At 62.8% G+C, this 18,715-nt stretch carries 13 protein-coding genes; 4 read left to right on the forward strand and 9 right to left on the reverse strand.

The features are described from left to right. Nucleotides 1-28: 28 nt before the first annotated feature. Nucleotides 29-967, reverse strand: a complete 939-nt coding sequence (locus AC4D16_RS13535) for a carbohydrate ABC transporter permease (protein ID WP_490955349.1) — start codon at nt 965-967, stop codon at nt 29-31. Nucleotides 968-1,061: 94 nt separating this feature from the next. Here AC4D16_RS13535 and AC4D16_RS13540 point away from each other — a divergent pair, with 94 nt between their 5' ends. After that, the gene (locus AC4D16_RS13540) at nt 1,062-2,093 is read left to right on the forward strand and encodes a LacI family DNA-binding transcriptional regulator (RefSeq protein ID WP_490955350.1); all 1,032 of its coding nucleotides are present in this window, start codon (nt 1,062-1,064) and stop codon (nt 2,091-2,093) included. Nucleotides 2,094-3,005: 912 nt separating this feature from the next. Continuing rightward, nucleotides 3,006-4,310 (forward strand): DNA methyltransferase, encoded by a 1,305-nt coding sequence (locus AC4D16_RS13545; protein ID WP_490955351.1) that lies wholly within the window; start codon nt 3,006-3,008, stop codon nt 4,308-4,310. Here AC4D16_RS13545 and AC4D16_RS13550 read toward each other — a convergent pair. The 6 genes from AC4D16_RS13550 to AC4D16_RS13575 form a co-directional block, all read right to left on the reverse strand. Next, complete coding sequence (locus AC4D16_RS13550; RefSeq protein WP_490955352.1) at nt 4,304-5,878, reverse strand: SIR2 family protein; 1,575 nt, start codon at nt 5,876-5,878, stop codon at nt 4,304-4,306. The two genes, AC4D16_RS13545 and AC4D16_RS13550, sit on opposite strands and share 7 nt — an antisense overlap. Beyond that, nucleotides 5,875-6,852 carry a hypothetical protein gene (locus tag AC4D16_RS13555; RefSeq protein ID WP_490955353.1) on the reverse strand — a complete coding sequence of 326 codons (978 nt, stop codon included), beginning with the start codon at nt 6,850-6,852 and terminating at the stop codon, nt 5,875-5,877. The genes AC4D16_RS13550 and AC4D16_RS13555 overlap by 4 nt, the downstream gene beginning before the upstream one ends. After that, on the reverse strand, nt 6,849-9,236 hold the full coding sequence (locus AC4D16_RS13560) for a hypothetical protein (protein ID WP_490955354.1): 2,388 nt from the start codon (nt 9,234-9,236) through the stop codon (nt 6,849-6,851). The genes AC4D16_RS13555 and AC4D16_RS13560 overlap by 4 nt, the downstream gene beginning before the upstream one ends. 1,128 nt (nt 9,237-10,364) lie before the next feature. Beyond that, nucleotides 10,365-11,132, reverse strand: a complete 768-nt coding sequence (locus AC4D16_RS13565; protein WP_490955355.1) for an SCO1664 family protein — start codon at nt 11,130-11,132, stop codon at nt 10,365-10,367. Continuing rightward, the gene (locus AC4D16_RS13570) at nt 11,132-11,692 is read right to left on the reverse strand and encodes a DUF3090 domain-containing protein (RefSeq protein ID WP_490949710.1); all 561 of its coding nucleotides are present in this window, start codon (nt 11,690-11,692) and stop codon (nt 11,132-11,134) included. Before AC4D16_RS13570 ends, AC4D16_RS13565 begins: the two co-directional genes overlap by 1 nt. Nucleotides 11,693-11,707: 15 nt before the next feature. Further along, on the reverse strand, nt 11,708-12,409 hold the full coding sequence (locus AC4D16_RS13575) for an MSMEG_4193 family putative phosphomutase (protein ID WP_490955356.1): 702 nt from the start codon (nt 12,407-12,409) through the stop codon (nt 11,708-11,710). Between the two features lie 278 nt (nt 12,410-12,687). Between AC4D16_RS13575 and AC4D16_RS13580 the strand changes: the two genes are divergently transcribed. Then, on the forward strand, nt 12,688-13,773 hold the full coding sequence (locus AC4D16_RS13580; protein ID WP_490955357.1) for a TerC family protein: 1,086 nt from the start codon (nt 12,688-12,690) through the stop codon (nt 13,771-13,773). 193 nt (nt 13,774-13,966) lie between these two features. Further along, complete coding sequence (locus tag AC4D16_RS13585; RefSeq protein ID WP_490955496.1) at nt 13,967-14,854, forward strand: NADP-dependent oxidoreductase; 888 nt, start codon at nt 13,967-13,969, stop codon at nt 14,852-14,854. A 107-nt stretch (nt 14,855-14,961) separates the two neighbouring features. Here the strand turns inward: AC4D16_RS13585 and AC4D16_RS13590 are convergent, their stop codons facing one another. Next, nucleotides 14,962-17,298 carry a coiled-coil domain-containing protein gene (locus AC4D16_RS13590; protein WP_490955358.1) on the reverse strand — a complete coding sequence of 779 codons (2,337 nt, stop codon included), beginning with the start codon at nt 17,296-17,298 and terminating at the stop codon, nt 14,962-14,964. 285 nt (nt 17,299-17,583) lie between these two features. Continuing rightward, nucleotides 17,584-18,630 carry a LacI family DNA-binding transcriptional regulator gene (locus tag AC4D16_RS13595; RefSeq protein WP_490949705.1) on the reverse strand — a complete coding sequence of 349 codons (1,047 nt, stop codon included), beginning with the start codon at nt 18,628-18,630 and terminating at the stop codon, nt 17,584-17,586. Between the last annotated feature and the right edge of the window lie 85 nt (nt 18,631-18,715).

The raw sequence follows: 18,715 nt of genomic DNA on the forward strand, positions 1-18,715 counted from the left end.
GCGTGCGGGTTCGACGGCGACAGCCATGTCAGGCCTCCTTCCGCATGCCGCGCAGCTGCACGGCGTAGGCGATGATCATGGTCAGGATCCCCATGACGATCGCCACGGTTGCGGAGTAGTTGTACTGCTGGCCGGAGAAGCTCAGCGAGTAGGCGTAGTAGTTGGGCGTGAAGAACGTGGAAATGGCGTTCGGCGCGAGGCTCTGGAGGATCGCGGGCTCGTTGAACAGCTGGAAGCTCCCGATGATCGAGAAGATGGTCGCCACGACGATCGCCCCGCGGATGGCGGGCAGCTTGATGGCCGTGATGAGGCGGAACTGGTTGGCGCCGTCGATCTCCGCGGCCTCGTACAGCGACTTCGGGATCACGCTGAGTGCCGAGTAGAAGATCAGCATGTTGTAGCCGATGAACTCCCACGTGACGATGTTGCCGATCGAGGCGAGGATCAGCTCCGGATTCAGCGGGTTGGGGATGTTGGTGCCGAGCGCATCGTTGATGTTGCCCACCAGGCCGAAGCGCGTGCCGTACATGAAGCCCCACATGAGGCTCGCCACCACGGCGGGCACGGCGTAGGGCAGGAAGATCGAGATCCGGAAGAAGGACTTCCCGTAGAGCCGGCCGCTGTCTATGGCGAGGGCCACGAGCATGGCGATCAGGAGCATTACCGGCACCTGCACGGCGAGGAACAGCACCACGCGGATCAGGGAGGACCAGAACTGGTTGTCCTGCAGCACCTGCGCGTAGTTGGCGAGGCCCACGAAGCCGTTGCCGCCCACGAGCTGGTTGCGGAAGAAGCTGAGGTAGATCGAGTAGGCGATCGGCGCCAGGAACACGAGCGCGAACACCGCCATGAAGGGGCCGATGAACAACCAGCCGGACCACGAACGCTTCTGGGCGCGAGCCTGGGACCGCTTCGCGGGCTTCGGCCGGGTGCCGAGCGTGGCCGGAGGGGGTGACGCCGTCGTCATGAGTGATCCTTCTGGGTCTTCGGCAATGTTTGCGCAAACACCTTGCGGCTCGCGCATCCGATGTTTACGTAAACATCGTTGTTACGATGGTCACATGGAGCCCCCCGCGCGTCAACACCTCGTTCGTGAGGAACGCCGGGTCTCCATGACGGACGTCGCCCGGCTGGCCGGCGTCTCGGCCCAGACCGTCTCCCGTGTGACCAACGGCAGCCCCGGGGTGGTGGAGGCGACGCGGCAGCAGGTCATCCGCGCCATGAACGAGCTGGGGTACCGGCCCAACAGTGCGGCGCGTGCACTGAAGCGGGGGAGCTTCAGGACCATCGGCGTCATCCTGTTCACGCTCTCCACCACCGGGAACGTCCGCACCCTCGAGGCCATCGCAGCCCGGGCCGCGGAGGAGGACTACGCCATCACGCTGATCCCCGTGGCCGCGCCCACCCAAGCCGGCGTGCGCGGAGCGTTCTCACGGCTGAACGAACTGGCGGTGGACGCCATCATCGTGATCATGGAGGTTCACCTGCTCGACGCCGCCACGGTGTCCCTGCCGCCGGGCGTGCACGCGGTGGTCGTGGACTCCAACGCGAGTGACGGCTACAGCGTGATCGACACGGACCAGGCCGACGGCGCCAAGAAGGCCGTGGAGCACCTGCTGGATCTGGGGCATCAGACGGTGTGGCACGTGGCGGGTCCGGAAGAGAGCTTCGCGTCGGAGCGGCGAGTGAACGCGTGGCGGTCAACTCTTGCTGCGCGCGGGTGCCCGGAGCCTCGGCTGCTACGGGGGGATTGGTCGGCCGACTCGGGCCACCTCGCCGGGCTCTCGCTCGCATCGACCGACTGCACCGCGGTGTTCGTTGCGAATGACCAGATGGCGCTGGGGGTGCAGCGGGCCTTTCACGAGAAGGGCATCCGGGTGCCGCAGGACGTTTCGATGGTGGGCTTCGACGACATCCCGGACAGCACCTCGTTCAGCCCACCCCTCACCACGGTGCACCAGGACTTCGCGGAGGTGGGCCGGCGCTGCGTGGACAAGGTGCTGAAGCAGATGAGAGAGAACTCGACGGAACCGGGGCTGGACCTCGTGCCGACGCGGCTAGTGGTGCGGGAGAGCACTGCCATGCATGTCTGATGTGTGAGGGGACTTGTTGGTTGGATGAGCGGTTGGCTGCCCCAGGCTGGACTACCGCAACCAGCTACCCATAACAGTGCTTATGACACTTTTCGGCCATACTGCAAACTCTTTCGCGTGAGTAAGTAGTGAAGCTGAGCGGCAAGCAGAGGCACCACAATACCTGTCAGCGATTTTCGGCGTTTGAAGCGCGACGGTCTTCGTTCTCGATGAGACCGTAGGGTGGGTCGTCAGGTCTTTGTGAGATGAACAAGAACCATTGGCGTTTGAACCCCGCGCCCTTGGGTCTGAGGAGAAAGTCTTTCATCGAAAGGTTGGCAAATTGAGCGCGTCCGACAACTTCGACGAAGGGTCGGATGATCCGCGCACCGATGGAAGCGACAACTTCCTGCCTTCGCATAGCATTGGTGAGGCTGTCAAATAAACCGCCCTCGGACTCGCCTGAAATCTACAGGACCGTCCCAGGGCTATTCAAAGGGGTTCCTAGGCAGTACACCAGTCTCGAGAGTTCGTGCAGGTTTCATTTATCCAAGCTTCCAAAGTCCAATAGGAACGCCGTTTTCAATCCTTTGCAAGGATTGCGGCTGTTAGGCGAAGGCTCGGAAGCGTCCTCAGCCTGGGTTTTCGTATCGAGCATGTCCACTACCCCGTTCTGGACTATGGGAGGCGATCTTCTCGGCGTAACAACCCGCACCGGGCCGCGGGGTCAACCGTTGACGTGCTTGCGCTAGTCGTGCAAGTTTGCAGGCCCACGACCGCACTGCGTGCGGGGCGTTCCGAAGTCGCCTCCGGTCTACCCTAGCAACGGCAGAAGCGCATCGTTTTTGGTGTCGGCTCGGCGCTCGTGGTGAGGCCGGGGCTGTGTTGGAGTGGTGATTCTGTCCACTGCATCGCACCATGGTGCAATGGACTATGACGACTTTGGATTCAGCATCGATCAGTGAGAACCCTCTGATGCCGCATCAGTCTGTAGGACGCGTGCATGGTACGAGCAAGAACCAAGCCTTCGACCGATGGTTTCGATACCCAGCCGGTTTTGCGTCCGATTACGTCGCCTATCTTCTTGAGACCTTGTCGATCACTGAAGGCGCTGTGATCGACTGCTTCGCCGGTTCCGGCGTTACGGGAACGTCAGCGCGCGAGGCCGGGCTCAGTTTCTACGGCATCGAAGCGCACCCCATGATCGCCGAGCTAGCTGACCTCAAGCTCAATATAAGTGTTACACCTGAGAGCCTGCGACGACGAACGGCCGAAATTGTTTCCGCTGCTTCTGAGGCAGCTTCTCGCAGGATCAGTGCCGACGCTTTCAGTGACGAGACAGATCTCGTGCAGAGAAGCTTCGACAAAGATACCCTTGCTCATTTGCGAGTACTTCGAGCAGCCATCGTTGACGATCCTTTGGATGACTCCTCCCAGTACCTAAAGTGGGCATTGCTGGCAACCCTTCGGGATGTGGCGGGAGTCAAAGTTGGGTGGCCCTATCAACTTCCAGGAGTACCGCGCCGAGCCGTGCACTCAGACGTTTTTAAACGGTTTGAAAGGCGTGCGGAGTGGATGGCGGACGACATCTCAAACGCCGAGACTCCCGCAGCCCAGGCGAAGTTCATCGTCCGATTGGGGGATTCATGTAACCCCACCTCATGGCCCGAGGAGAGGGCCCAAGCCAACATCTGTTCGCCTCCTTACTTGAACAACTTTGATTATGCAGATGCGACGCGTTTGGAGGCCTATTTTTGGGGCGACGCACGGTCCTGGAAAGAATTGACGACCAATGTTCGTCAGGACATGTTAGTTGCGACGACGCAGCAGTCCACAAAGCGGGGGAAGCAGGCGGCTCTCGAGCAAGTGGTCAAGCTCAGCGGCGTCGGACAGGAGGTGGAGCAACTCACTGAAGCTCTGTCTGCTCGGCGTGTGGATCGCGGCCCGCGTGGCAAGCAGTACGACCAAGTGCTGCCCGCTTACTTTCAAGCGATGAGTAGCATCCTGTCCAACCTTCACTCTCACCTCGATTCAGGGGCGCAGGCGCTATGGCTCGTTGGAGACAGCGCTCCCTATGGAATCTATGTCGACACTCCTGCACTGATTGGACGGATTGCGCAGCATCACGGTTTCGAGGTGCAGGGCGACGTGCAGTTGCGGGAACGGGGCCAGCGTTGGCGGCGGCCGACTGGGAACCATAAACTGTCGGAAAGATTGATCACCTTGGTTGCTCAGTAGTCCTCCGACGGGTCGCCTGACAGTTGTCTTGCGCGTTCAAGAAGCTCCACAAGGAACACGTCTGAAGTCTCCGTGATCTGGCGATGCTGCAATTCGATGCCTTGCGCCGCCCATTGTTTTCTGCGTGGTCCGTCGGCATACGAGCGGACGCTTTCGGGCGGGAGTGGATCAACCCACCACTCCTGAAGCTGATTTACCCCATCAAGTCTTCCGAGCCAGTGACTTAGATCTTTATCGCGCATCGAACATCCGATCCACACCCACGTAGTAGGGGTGGATTGTGAGACCAGCGAATCCAAAGTCCGTTCAACCTGCTGAGGAAGACCTACTTCAGTGCTTTCGATATCCGCGACTAGCGTGTCCGCGCGTTCAATTGTTCCGTGAACCTTCAAAATTGGAAGGTCCGTGTTGTTTCCGGCGAGACGTGAGCGGACGAGGTCTCGCGCCTGTTCGAACTCCTGCGCATCGGCGAAAACTTGGTGCTGTGCCAGCATCCCGTTTTCGATCAACTGGTCAAAATTAATCGTTGCAATGAATAGCTTCGGCAGAATCGCTGCCAACGCCCAGATTGCTTCCCGGCCGGGAGGGAAATGCTCCAACGCTCTACCGGCGTCCGCCGTAATCTTGTGCACCGTTACCGATTCACTGCGAGGGTGCCCGCCAAGGCGGTGAAACTCCTCCCGCATGACACGTTCGAGCGTAAGTTGGTTAACAAAATCGTTCGTTGGCATGGTGCTTTCCCGGGGGAGCCATCGATTATGCCGGCGCAGATATCCCCGAAAGAGCTCGATTGCCCTTTCAGGGTCCGACGGCTCGTCGACGAACTTCCCCAGCGCAAAATCCCTCAGCTTATTCCCGTCGGGCATTCGACAGCTCGCAGAGGCGCCTGCACCGAGGAAGAGTACGAGCGGTTGGTCTCGACGGCGCAGGATGTCGCTCACGAGATCCTGAGTTCTCGCTCGCTCACCCCGCTCAAAGAAGCTCCGTCCCCGTATGACAAGTCGCGCTGCACCGGATACAGGGTTGCAATGACTCGTCATGTCGAGCTGGCCTGCTGCGATCGGCACGAACGTTCGAAGGCGTGCGGGGCCGAGCGCAGCAAGAAGGTTACACGCGGTCCAAAGGAGCTGCCTCAGGCCGTCATCCAGGGGAGCTGTCTCATAGGATAGGAAAACTAGGCCAACGTTGACATCCTGAGACGTCAGGGCGGTAAGGACATTGAAGAGGACACTCGAAGCACCGGTCTGTACATGGAACTTAGAAGACGATAACCGAAATGAATCGCCCTGCATTTCGTGGATCAGGTCGATGTTATTGCCCGCACATAGTCGCCGCAGTGCGGTAAGCACCCCCTCATTAGCGGGGCCCTGCCGGAATAGGACCTCCGCGTTCTCTGAACAGTCGAGGTAAGCCCCTTCGTACCGTGAGGCTACCGCGCCGATTGTTTCCTTGTCGGGCTCCAGAGCCTCATGCACCGCAGGAAGAATAACAGGCCGTTCATCGGCGTCGGCTCTGCTGTACTCGCGCAGAGCAGCACTGAGGAATTGAAGGAGGGAGGTATCGGTCACGAGCGGCTTTCGAGGGTGATGAATCTATGCAACAAGGTGTCCTTGATCCAAGTGGTCTGTGCCCTGCGCTCGTGGGTGAGACGCCAGTAGCTAAGCAGAGGACGAGCAGCGTTGAAGGCCGCTATCGCTGCATCGATCGCTGCTTCGAGCGAGCGCATGTCGATGTCTCCACGTGCGCGAAGGCGCTCTGCGATTCTTTCAAGGAGAACCTCCTCCCGGCCCTTGTCGACCCAGATTGCGGGCATCATTCCGCCATGTCCTCCAGGCCCCTTCACCTTGCCGCGGCTCATGAACATGCCCAGTTTCCTGTTGGCCTCCCCGAGTACCCAACTAGTACGGAGCTGTCTCATCTCCTTCGCGCCCAGGGGGGCTTCACCAAGCCCTTCCCGGAAAGCGCTGGCGACCCCAAGCACCGCAGGGGCGAGCTGCTGCTCATCAGAGCCGTCCTCCGGCAACCGCAGCGCGGACTCACGTCCCACCGAACCATTGATTAGCAGGAATAGAGCGAAACCCATGGAGATTGCCGGAACGGGCCCCGCATTGAGCGCGCTCCTGATCCACTGATGCAGGTCTTCACTGTAGTAACGGGCAAGCAGCGCCGACGCGGGGTCACCACTGCTCGCTAAGACTCGATGGGAATCAGCTTCCCCAGTACTCTCGATGAAGAGTCGCCCCTCGGGAGTGACGAACCCCCGTTTCTCGTCGACGGGGATATACAGGCTGGTCGGTATGACCGGACGGGCCCGCTCAAGGGGCGTCAGCTTCTTCGCCTCAAGCCGTACCTTCGCACCCGTGACATGCGACTGAAATAGCGGTCGCAGCAGCGCGAGGTCTTGCGCAAGATCACCAGGTACGGAATCGAAAGCCGCTGTCCAAACATCAGTCAAGTAGCTGCGTATGGCAGATTCATCAAGGTCGTCAAAGTAGGACGCTTGAACAAAGCTACCGGTGCGTCTAAAGGGACCGTCAGTCAAAGCGTCACCGCCGAATAACCTCGCTGATTCAACTGTTCGATTTTCTCTTGGTAACGCTCTCGGAGGCCGCCACGGGTTTCTCGTACCTCCTTTTTGTAATCCACCTGTAATGGTAGGATGATGATCACCTGATCGGCTATGTCGTTGATGGTTGAAAGAAACTCCCGCAGGTCTTGCATTCTGTCTGCCGAGATGAATGCGCCGAACTCGTCGAGGATCAGCAGACGGTTGGGTTTGTTGGTTGGTTCGAGATCCTTTATACGCGCTTGCGTGAAGGCAAAAGCTCTCTCGCCGGTCGAAAAGGCGCTCATTGAACGCTCGCTCTCGACCTCAGAATTTGGATCTCGTAATACCAAGACTTGCCGTTGAAGATTGATCCGAACAATGCTTTGTCCGCTGAAAATGTTCTTCCTAATACTTGGCGTGTTGAGAGATTCTCTCAGAGGCTCTCCGAGCGCGTTCTCAAGGTGCGGTAGCCTCAATTGACTAAAGGGAGTATTTTTTGTTTCAGTAAGCTTTTTTGTGTTTGAGATGGCGCCAGTCTGCTGCGCGATATCGATCAGCTTGGTTTGCACACCATATGCTCGCGCACCGGCTTCGATAAGCGACTTGCGGACCCGCGCAAAGCGATCCAGCGCTTCGTCCTCAAGAGCCTCTACGCCCACTCCGGCGTATGCCGGCCTGAGCCAGACGTAGCGGTCCTGGTGCTGAACTTTCTCTATTACCTCCAAGATCGCGCTCTGAATCTCTTGCTGTTTGTCGGTAACTCTCTGCTCGTCTTCTCGTAAAACAGTTAAGATCTCTTTCGCCTCGATCAGCTTCTGCTCCGCTCGTGGCTCGGCTTGCGGTAGGTCGGATCGAGAAAGACCAAGGTGTGCAAGCATCTCTATAAGCTGATTTTCCGCTTCTTTTTCTGATGTGACATTACTAACGCCAATCTTCCCTTGCAAATCAGCATAAAGTATGTATAACTCGGACAGCTTTTGGCGCTGCGCGCCGATCTGCTCGCTATATTGCGACAACAGCTTCGTTGCCTCGGTGGCAGTATTGGCTTTCCTCTTAGTCTCTTCAACAACCAAAGATGCATCTTCAACACGGCGGGCGTGGGTAGGCAAGTCTCGCAGGTAGGTCTCCAACTTGCGGAGGCTCGCGATTCGTATCGATAGGTCATCGCGCTCTTGAGCCAAGACGGCGATTGTTTCGAGCCGCGGGCTATTGCCAATGCGCTCGAGTTGAGCCTTCATTCCGTCTAGCACCTGGTGTCCGTGATAAATCTGGTGAGACAGGCTGATGAACGGTTCGTACGCGATGTCGTGTCGGTGAGATTCCAGAATTGGTATGACCTTCTGCAGCACGCTCGCAACTTGGCGTGTACGGTCGATAGTGCTGATTTCTTTCTGGCACTCCTGATGGCGAGCCTGGGAGGCCCTTATCTCTGCCCGAACGGTCTCGAGATTGCCACGAGTGCCGAGTGACCGTACTTCCTTCTCGATTTTTCGCTGGATATCGAAGAGACGTCCGTTTTCCAATCGCGACGTGTTTAGGGCGGCAGAGAGCGCAGCGTTGGCTCCGCCCTCTCGGCGAAGGGTGGCAGCGACTTCTTTTGACGCCGCATCGAGCCGATCCACGTCGGCCTCGCTGGCTTTTATGGAATTATGGGTTTCACCGAGGTTTACTAAGAGCGCCTTCGTGTCTGCGTCTGCGGCTTGCAACTTGCTCTCGAGCGCGATTGCGGAGCGCAATCTGTTCAGCGACTCGTCCGCCGACTGGACATCCTTCGCCGCAGAGGTGACTTTCGCTGTCGTATGAGCGGCGACCGATTGTGTCTGACGCAGAACGTCAGGGTCCGCTGGCAGCCAATCGGGAATGAACTGCTGCACAAATTCATCTATATCGTTCGCGTGGTCCAGTACCCGCGCCGCAACGTCCTCCACCTCTGCCTTTGTGCGACTGACGTGTCTTTGCACTGTTTCCTGCAGGCTTTCATCGCCTCGAATAGTATTAACGGCCAGCAGCCCACTTGCTTGGCGATAGGTTGCCTCCTTGCCGTCGATGGTGAAATCGGCGAGGGCCAAATCAACCAATCCACCTGATGATGGAGCCGCCACGGGCCAATTTTCCGGGGTGAAGCGCGCGGTCAACGTCACGCCGCCTTGGAGACCCTGTACCTGTATCTCGGTGTTGCCGATGTTGTCGCGGAAGGAGGACCACATCTCGTCCGTTTCGAGCGCACGCGGCAGCATCCCGGCGGTCAGCTCGATCAGCTGCACGGCTACCGACTTGCCGATGCCGTTGGTTCCCTCGATCAAGCAGGGAGAAAGATCTGGTATCTCTTCGATCGCTCGAAGACCACCAGACATTTTACCTCGGATTTTCCAATGCATCTTTGATCTCCAACAGCAGGTGAGCGATGACGTTGAACTCCGATTGCAGCGCCCCTAGGCGCTCGACTTGAACCACGCTAGGCAACCTTATGTCCTTCTCGCTAACGTCAGCGGCAGACATAGAGCTCACTAATTCGATTGTGTGCATAAGTGGAAGATCGTCGGTCTCGGACATGCGTTCACCTTAGTGCACTCCTATTGTTCGACCTGCAAGCACGACTCGTCGGCTACTTGGTGGCGTCGGAACGCATCTAGGGGACCGTGCGGAAGGAGAGTCTGCGGAGAGGTAGGTCATCGGTTCAAAGCTCTGGTAAGGGCGCATGTAATCGAGCACCAGCGGTGGTGAGTGCCCCGATGAGGTCAGGGTGGGGAACTGGTTGGTTACCGTGCTGTAAGTCACAGTGGTGAATCGCGAGATCATCGCAGCGCTTTGTGACGGCTTGCCCACTTCCGCAGGCTCCAGCGGCGGCACGATCCGCGGCTGACTCAGAGCACACGGTCCTCGGGCCTTTAGCTGGACTCAACGGCTCGAAAAGAGCGCCCGCGTCAGGTCGTATCAAAGGATCCCTTGATGGGACTGACGGGTGGGAGCCTCACTGACTGGCGTAGACGAGTCAGCGAGGTCTTGTCCATGCCCCCACGAGTCTCAGCAATCTGTCTCATGGCAGTCGTTCTCATCAATCGGTCCTTCGGTTTTCGATGAACGCAAGGCGATGTCGGAGTGACGTCGTACCGTCCTCAGTCAGGGCGTCGAGCATTGTGAACAATTGAGCCGCGCTCATCGTGACAAAGCAAGACCAGGACGCTGATCGGCGGTACCCATCGAGCCGGAAGAACATCGGCCGGATGATCGAGATTTGGGGCTCGGACGAGTGGAACATCGAGTGCCCTACATGCAACAGGGGGTGGTCCGGGGGTAGCACAGTGCTCGATGGGCACGAACGCTCTTAGCGAACGTACTTGCACGTGTTGCGACGACGCTGCGGAGCGCTCACGCATTCGCTTCGTGTAGCGATAAGCGTTCGCGAACTACGGTCCGTCTGTAGTCGCCGCTGACAGATTCCACTACTTTGCAGAGGCAGCGGCGCCCTCGGAGCCACGTGTCGAAACTTGTGCCGCTCACGTCCGTCAGAAGAGGGGCCAGGGCACTGCCGACGAGTGACCCTGAGGTCCCGGCGCGCGCTTGGTTGCGCGCAATGCAGAGCAGCGACCCGTCAGCGCGGAGATCTCCTCTGCGGTGAGCAGACCTGCCAAGTCTCCGCCGAGCGTGTCCCTCAGGCCGCTGCGCACGCGGTCGATGCCCTCAAGTTCCTCTGCGGTCAGTTCTTCACCGACCCACCCCCACAACACCGTCCGCAGCTTGTGCTCGCTGTGGAAAGTCAGCCCGTGGTCCACGCCGTAGCGGTGGCCGTCCTTCATGGCGAGGATGTGGTCGCCCTTGCGGTCCGCGTTGTTGACGATCACGTCGAAGACGGCCATGCGGCGCAGCGCCGCGGTGTCCTCGTGGACCAGCGCGACGATCTGACCGGCGTCGTCCTGCCCCTCGAGCACGTGCTTCCAGCCGGTTTCCGGCACCTCGTCCGCAGGCATGAGGTCCACGGCGTCCTGCTCGGGGTCCGGCTCCTGCCAGAGCTGCACCATGCCCTCGCCCAGCGGTCCGTCGCGGAGCCAGGTCTTCGGCACGATGTTCCAGCCCATGGCCTCGGACACCAGGTAGGCCGCCACCTCGCGGTGCGCGAGGCAGCCGTCGGGGAAGTCCCACAGCGGCTTCTCGCCGCGGATCGGCTTGTACACGACCGTCTGGTCGCCGATGCTGCCGACGAACGTGGCGTTGGACGCCGTCCTGATGCGTCCGGTGAGCGTGAGCTCGTCGGTCATCAGGTCGGTGCCGGCCATCAGGCCTCGGGGAGGGTGCAGGTGTGGCCGTCGGCGTCGATCGGCTGGCCGCAGATCACGCAGATGGGGCGGCCTGCGCCGACCACCTCGCGGGTGCGCTTCGAGAACGCGCGGGCGGTGCCCACGGGCATCCGCACCACGAGCATCTCGGCGGCCTCGGCGTCGTCGTCATCCGCGGCGAGCAGGGCGTTGATGTCGTCGGTGTCCACCTCGGTGATGGGGTAGGCCTCCACCACGATCTGCGCCGTCGTCGGATCCCAGCCCAGGCTCATCGCACCGGTGCGGAACTGTTCCTCCACAGGGTCCAGTTGGTCGTTGTCGACGAGCTCGATCGGCGTGCTGCTCGGAACGTGGAACGGGTTGCCGTCGAGGGCGATGAGCTGGTCGAGGATCTCGTCGATCTTCTCGGCGAGCTGCGCCGACTGCTGCTTCTCGAGGGCGATGCTCACGATCTGCTTCCCCGTGCGCACCTGCAGGTAGAAGGTCCGCTCTCCCGGGACGCCGATGGTGCCGATGATTACCCGATCCGGCCAGGCGAACTCGTGAACAGTTGTAGGCATGCTTCTATTTTAGGCTCATGCGGGCGGCGCTGCTTCATGCCCTGCGCCACCACCCACGGCGGCATCACCGGTGGGTGCGCTCTTCACCAGCCAGGACAGGTCACCGGCGTCCGTGTTGGTCGCGAAGACCGTGGGCCGCGCGCTGCCGTAGTTGATGATCGAGACCGACGCGGGGCCCACGTTGATGCGCTGGAACAGGTCCAGGTGCGTGCCGAGGGCGTCCGCGAGGATCGACTTGATGATGTCGCCGTGGCTCACCGCAGCCCACACGGCGCCCGGCCCGTACTCGGCCTCGAAGAAGGCGTCGCGGCTGCGGATCGCCGCCACGGCGCGCGCCTGCATCGCCGCCATCGACTCGCCACCGGGGAAGGTGACGGCGGACGGCTGCGACTGCACCGTGGACCACAGGGGCTCGGTGGCCAGCTCGGTGAGGGTGCGGTTCTGCCACTGGCCGTAGTCGCACTCGGTGATGCCGTCGTCGACCGGGATCTCAGGCTTGCCCGCCTGGCGGTCGAGGATGAACTGCGAGGTCTGCCGGCACCGCTCCAGCGGGCTGGACACCACACCGACGAGCGGCACGACGGCGAGACGCTCGCCGGTCGCCGTCGCCTGGGCCCGCCCGACGTCGTCGAGGCTGACGCCGGGGGTCCGCCCGGCCAGCAGGCCGGAGGCATTCGCTGTGGTGCGGCCGTGCCGCACGAGGATCACTGTGGCCATGCGCCCAGCCTAGCCACCAGCACGACGGCGCCAGTCACCCGTGGGTGCGGGGGAGGGGCGGCGGGCGCGCGGGGCGGCCGCCGTCGTCGTTCGTGTGACGCGTAGGGAACAGACACGCCGATCCATGCGTTAGCATCGATGTATCAAGGGGAGTACTCCCATCAGCGATCGGCTCGTCACTACGGATGCAGTGAAGCATCCCGGGCCATCGGCACCGGACCCATCCGGGCGGAAGAGACCTTGGCGCCAGTATCCGACGCCTACCCCTGGAGTACCCCTTGGACGTTTCGCCCACCATCTGGCTCGTCACCATCGCGGTGACCATCGCCTTCTTCGTCTACGAATTCTTCGCGCACGTGCGCACCCCCCACGAGCCGTCCATCGGTGAATCTGCCCGATGGTCCGCGTTCTACATCGGCCTGGCCCTGCTCTTCGGCGTGGTGATCGGCCAGGTGTGGGGCTGGGACTTCGGCGGTGAGTACTACGCCGGGTACCTGACCGAGAAGGCCCTCTCGGTCGACAACCTGTTCGTGTTCCTGATCGTCATCACGGGCTTCGCGGTTCCGAAGAAGTACCAGCAGAAGGTGCTGATGGTCGGCATCATCATCGCGCTGATCCTCCGTGGCGGGTTCATCGCCATCGGCGCCGGACTGATCTCCAACTTCTCCTGGATCTTCTACATCTTCGGCGCGCTGCTCCTCTTCCTCGCCTACAAGCAGGCATTCGGCAGCCATGACTCCAACCCGGCCGACGGCAAGTTCATGCAGCTGGTCCGCCGCGTGCTCCCCGTCACGGACGAGTACCACGAGGACAAGCTCACCGTGAAGAAGGGCGGCAAGCGCTTCGTCACGCCGATGCTGCTCACCATCATCGCGATCGGCTTCGTTGACCTGATCTTCGCCGTCGACTCCATCCCCGCGATTTACGGCCTCACCGAGCAGGCGTACATCGTGTTCACGGCCAACGCCTTCGCCCTGATGGGCCTCCGCCAGCTGTACTTCCTCATCGGCGGCCTGCTCGAGCGCCTCGTCTACCTGGCGCAGGGCCTCGCGGTGATCCTCGCGTTCATCGGCGTGAAGCTCGTGTTCCACGCCCTGCACGTCAACGAGCTGCCCTTCATCAACGGCGGCGAACCGCTCCTCTGGGTACCCGAGATCCCCATCTCCGTCTCGCTGCTCTTCATCCTGGCGACCATCACCGTAGCCACCATCGCGAGCCTCATCAAGACCCGGGGCGACGCAGCGAAGAAGGACCGCGACGAGGTGGAGGGCCAGCCGGTCATCGCAGCGGATCCGGACGGCGAGGGCGCGGACGTCGAGTCCGGGCTCGACGACGACAAGAGCACCGCGACCAGCCGGAAGTAACCCGCTGCACCACGAGCGTCCCGGTCACCTGCTGCAGGTGGCCGGGACGTTCTGCGTGCGTCGGACGGAATTCCTGATGCCAGCCCTTGGTTCTGGAGGGAGTGCACCGTCACCGGCAGCACCCCCAACGAGATCCTGGAGTTGATGCGCCATCAAAGCAATCGGAGTCACCGAATTCGGCGGACCGGACGCCCTGACCGTCCACGACCTTCCCGACCCGCACCCGGGCGAGAAGGAAGTCCGCATCCGCGTCAAGGCTGCAGCGGTCAGCCCGACGGACACCAACGTGCGGACGGGCGCGTACGACATGAGCCAGTCCACGCCGCCCTACCTGCCCGGCATGGACGCCGCCGGCGTCATCGACGAAGTAGGACCCGGCAGCGCGTGGACGGTGGGTGACGAGGTCATGGCCATCGCTCTGCCGCTCGGAGAGCATGGTGGTGCGTACGCCGAGTACCTCGTGGCCTCCGACGATTCTGTTGCGCGCATCCCCGCCAGGACCACCCTCGAGGAGGCATCCACCCTCCCCATGAACGGGCTCACCGCGGTGCAGATCCTCGAGTTCGCCGCTCTGGAACCCGGGCAGGTCATCGCCGTCACCGGTGGCGCCGGAACACTCGGCAACTACATGATCCAGCTCGCCAAGCAGCAGGGGCTGACGGTCATTGCGGACGCAGCACCGAAGGATCGCGAGCTCGTGCAGAACCTCGGCGCCGATCACGTGATCGATCGCGGCGAGGGCCTCGCCGGCCGCATCCTTGAGGTCTTCCCGGACGGCGTCGACGCGATCGCGGACACCGCGCTGCTGCACGAGGACGTGGTCCCGGCCCTGCGTGACGGTGGAGTTTTCATCTCCGTGCGCGGCTGGAAAGGTGAGCCGACCCGCGACATCCGCTTCGAGGCTGCCTGGGTGTTCGACGAGTACCACTCGCAGGCCAAGCTCGACTCCCTGCGGCAGGCCGTCGAGGACGGCGTGCTCACCCCGAGCATGGCCGGCGCTCTTCCTGCGGAGGAGGCACCCGAGGCGCACCGCCGGCTGGAGGCAGGCGGCCTTCGTGGCCGGCTGGTGCTGACGTTCTAGCGTGAGTGCCGCGCATCAGGTGCGTCAGCTTCCTGATGCGCTGAGACGCAGGGAGGGCCCCGGAACACATGGTTCCGGGGCCCTCCTTCATGCGTGTGCGGAGTGCGTCAGGCGACGCAGCCGCCGAGCGCGATCTGCCCGTCGATGGCCTTGATCTGGCCCTGGACGGCGCCGAGCTTGTCCTCGAGAACGTTGACCGCCGCCTTCTGGGTGGTGATGGCTGCCTTGTTCGCCTTCTTCTGTGCCTCGAGGTTGCGGAGCACGGTCTGGGCGTCCGTCACCTGATTGTCGAGAGTGGTGAGCTGGCCCTGGAGGGACGTCAGCTTGGCCTCGGTCGCGCTGATCTCACCGTTGAGCTTGTCCAGCTGCGCGAGGAGCGGTGCCACGCGGCCCTGCAGTGCGAGGACGTCCGCTTCCTTGCCCGCGATACCCGTGTTCAGCGCGGTCAAAGCGCTGACCAGGCGGTCCATCTCGGCATTGAGGGTGACGATCTCCGTCTGCTTGTCCGTCACTGCCTTCGCGGTGCTCTCGGCTGCGGCCTGCAGGGTGGGCAGGCGGTCCTCGAGTGCGGTGAGTTCAGCCGACTTGGCGGCGACGGCGCCCGTTGCCGAGGCCAGACGGGCGTCCGCGTCGGAGAGCTCCGTGCGCAGGGCGCTCAGGGCGTCCTTTTGCGTGGCGACGGCAGCCTCGGCTGCCGCGACGCCCTCGCTCAGCGTGGGCAGTTCGGCGTCGAGGTCCGCGACGACCTTCTCCTGGGTCGCCACAGCGCTGCGGGCGGTGTCAGCAGCCGTGACGAGGGCCGGCAGCTGACCCTGCAAGGCCGTCACGGTACCCTGCTGGGTGGCGACGGCGGCCTTGGCATCGGCCAGCGCTGTCTGCAGGGCGGGCAGCTGGGAATTCAGGGACGCGACATCCGCTTCCTTCGTCACGACTGCGGTGTTCGCGGCGGTGAGCGTGGCCTGCAGGGGTGCGGCCTCCCGCTGCAGGGCGCTGCTCTCGCCCTGCTTCGCCAGGAGCTGCGCGTTCAGGGTGTCCACCTGGGTCCTAAGGGTGGTGAGGTCGCCCTGCAGACCCGAGATCTGAGCGTTCGCGTCGGCGATCGACGTTTCAACGCGATTGAGCTCTGTCTGCTTGGCGCTGCGCTGTTCCACCAGGGGCTTCCTGAGGTCCTGGTTGTTCCCCTTGACCTCGCTGATCTTGACCGTCAGGTTCGCGATCTCCGCTTCGATTGTCGACTTCCGCACTTCCAGCGCCGGCAGTTGATTCTGCGCCGTCGTCAGCGCGGCCTGCTTTGCCGTGACCTCAGCGTTCTTTGCCGTGATGTTGTTCTCCAGCACCATGATCTGTGCGGCAACGGTGCTCTGGAATGCCGTGTTCGAGGCGACTGCATCGGCAGCCTTCGTCGCGGCGGCGCGCAGCGGCACGAGTGCGGCCTCGGCGGCCGTGACAGCGGTGGTCTGCGCGGTGACTGCGTCCGCAGCGCGGGTGGCGGTCGTCTGCCGTGCAGACAGTTCGGTCTGCGCGGCCGTGATGGCGGCGTTCTTCGCCGCGACGGCCGCAGTAGCGGTCGTGGCGTCGACCTCGCGTGCAGTCAGTGTCTCCCCGGCCGCGACGATGTCGCTCCGGAGGGCGTCGAGCTCGCCCTGGGCCGTGGTGCCGGCGGCGACGAGCTCTTCGAGGAGGTCCTCGCCGTCGGTGAGGGCCCGCGTGGCAATGGTGACGGCGTCGGCTGCTTCCTGCGCCTTCGTGGTGAGCCCTGCCAGTTCACCCTTCGCCGTCGTGACGGCGTCATTCTGGCGAGTGACATCGCCGGCAGCCTGCGCCGCGGCGGCTTCGAAGCCCACCAGGGCGCCGTTCGCGACACGCACGACCTCGCGCTGATCGTCGACCAGCGTGGTCGCTGCGGCAGCCTGCTTCCGGAGGTCGGCTTCAGTGGCTTCGGCCTCGGCCAGCTGCGCCTGCACCGGCGCGAGGGCTGCGACGACGGCGGTCTGCTGCGACTGGAGGGCGGTCAGCTGACCGTTGGTCGTGGCGATGGTCTGAGTCAGGGAGGCCTGTTCCGCGGTCACGGCTGCTGCGCTGGCCTGGGCTGCGGTGAGCGTCGCGTCGAGGCGCGCCTCCTCGGCTACGAGAGCCGCAAGCGCCTTGTTCGCGTCGGCGATCTGTGTCGTCAGGGTGGTGGCGCTCGCCTGCAGTGCCGTGCGGTCAGCCTGCAGCTTGGTGATGATGTCGGCGTTCTTCTTCGCTGCGGCCTTGAGGAGGTTCTCCTGCACCGTGCCACGGTGCGCCAGCTGGTTCACCACACCGTTGCAGATGCCCGACGTCGGCCCGGTGGTGGCCGATGCCTGCGGGGCGAGGAACAGCGCACCGCCGAGGAGCCCCGGCAGCAGGACTGCGGTGGCGAGGCGGCGGGTGAGGGGGCTGGCGGTGAGACGAGTGCGCACGGTGCTCCTGAGTGAGAGAGGGCAGCTGCGTCGCCGCCTCCCCAAAGGTAGGGAGCCTTCCCGGATCGGGACACAGTGCTGTGTACGCGACTGGCGGATACCACCACTCGCTTCTGCGCTCCCAGCTACCTGCCAGGAATCACCAAGCTGACTTACAGGAAGGAATCGGGGTGCTTCGCGTTGGCGAAGTGAAGCTCCGACCTCGCAGCAGGCCCGATCATGCCGACATCAGTTCTGCACGCGGGCGCTGATTCGAGCAACCGATTCTGCTGACAGATGCCGCCCCTAGGCGCCGTCCCGGTGAGCAGCCGTGGTGCTCCGCTCCGTCAGGGAGGTCGCCAGCTCGACGTGCGGTGACGATGGGCCGCGGCCCTCGGACATGGTCAGGATGGTCTGGACGGCCATGGCACCCATGCCGTCCAGATTCTGGTGGACGGTCGTCAGCGGGGGTGTGGTCCAGGCGGCCTGGGGCGTGTCGTCGAAGCCGGTCACGCTCAGTGCCTGCGGCACATGGATGCCGAGTTCGTGCGCGACGGTGAGCACCCCGACGGCGATCTCGTCGTTCGCGGCCATGATGGCCGTCGGCGGGTGCAGGGAGGTGAGGAGGGCGCGTGCGTTCTCGATGCCGTTCACGACCGCGAAGGGGCCTGAACGGATCAGGGAGGGATCAGGAGCGACGCCGGCGGAATCGAGCGCAGCCTGGTATCCGAGCCGCCGGTCGCGGGCGGCGTCCGACGCCTCGGGGCCACCGATCCAGGCGATGCGCCGATGGCCCAGGCCGATGAGGTGCTCGGCTGCGGTCCGGGCGCCCGTCCAGTTGCTGGACCCGACGCTCACCATGCGGTCATGCCGCGTGTCGACAGGGTCGACCATGATGAACGGCAGGTTCGCGTCGCTCGCCGCCTCGATGAGTCCGTCGGGCGCCGACAGCGTGAGCCCGATTATGCCGACAACGCCCGATGCCCGCTGCGCGGCGACCCAGTCCCGCGCGACCGACCGGTGCATGCGCGAGGTGCGTTCAGGAGCGAGGCGGGTCAGAAGGTCGACCTGTGAGTCGGTGGCTTCCGTCAGGGCGCCCTGCAGAACACCCATGATGTATGGCGAGGCCGGGAGGTCGAACACGACGGCGACGACCCGGCGGGACGGAACCGGCGGCGGAAGCGTCGTCGCACGGTAGTCGAGCTCCGACACGGCAGCGAGGACCCGCTCACGGGTCAGGGGCGAGATGTCGTTGCGGCCGTTGAGGGCCTTGGACACCGTCGCCTTGGAGACACCCACGGCAGTCGCTACGTCGTCCAGAGTGGCGCGTCGCCCCGAAATCTCTGAAGCCATAACACCCTCTCTTCGAAACTGTTTCGATCCGATCCTGACGAGAGACGCACGTCAGGTCGCTTCAAACATGACCATTGACACAGCT

It is taken from the genome of Arthrobacter sp. TJ-236, assembly GCF_058269235.1.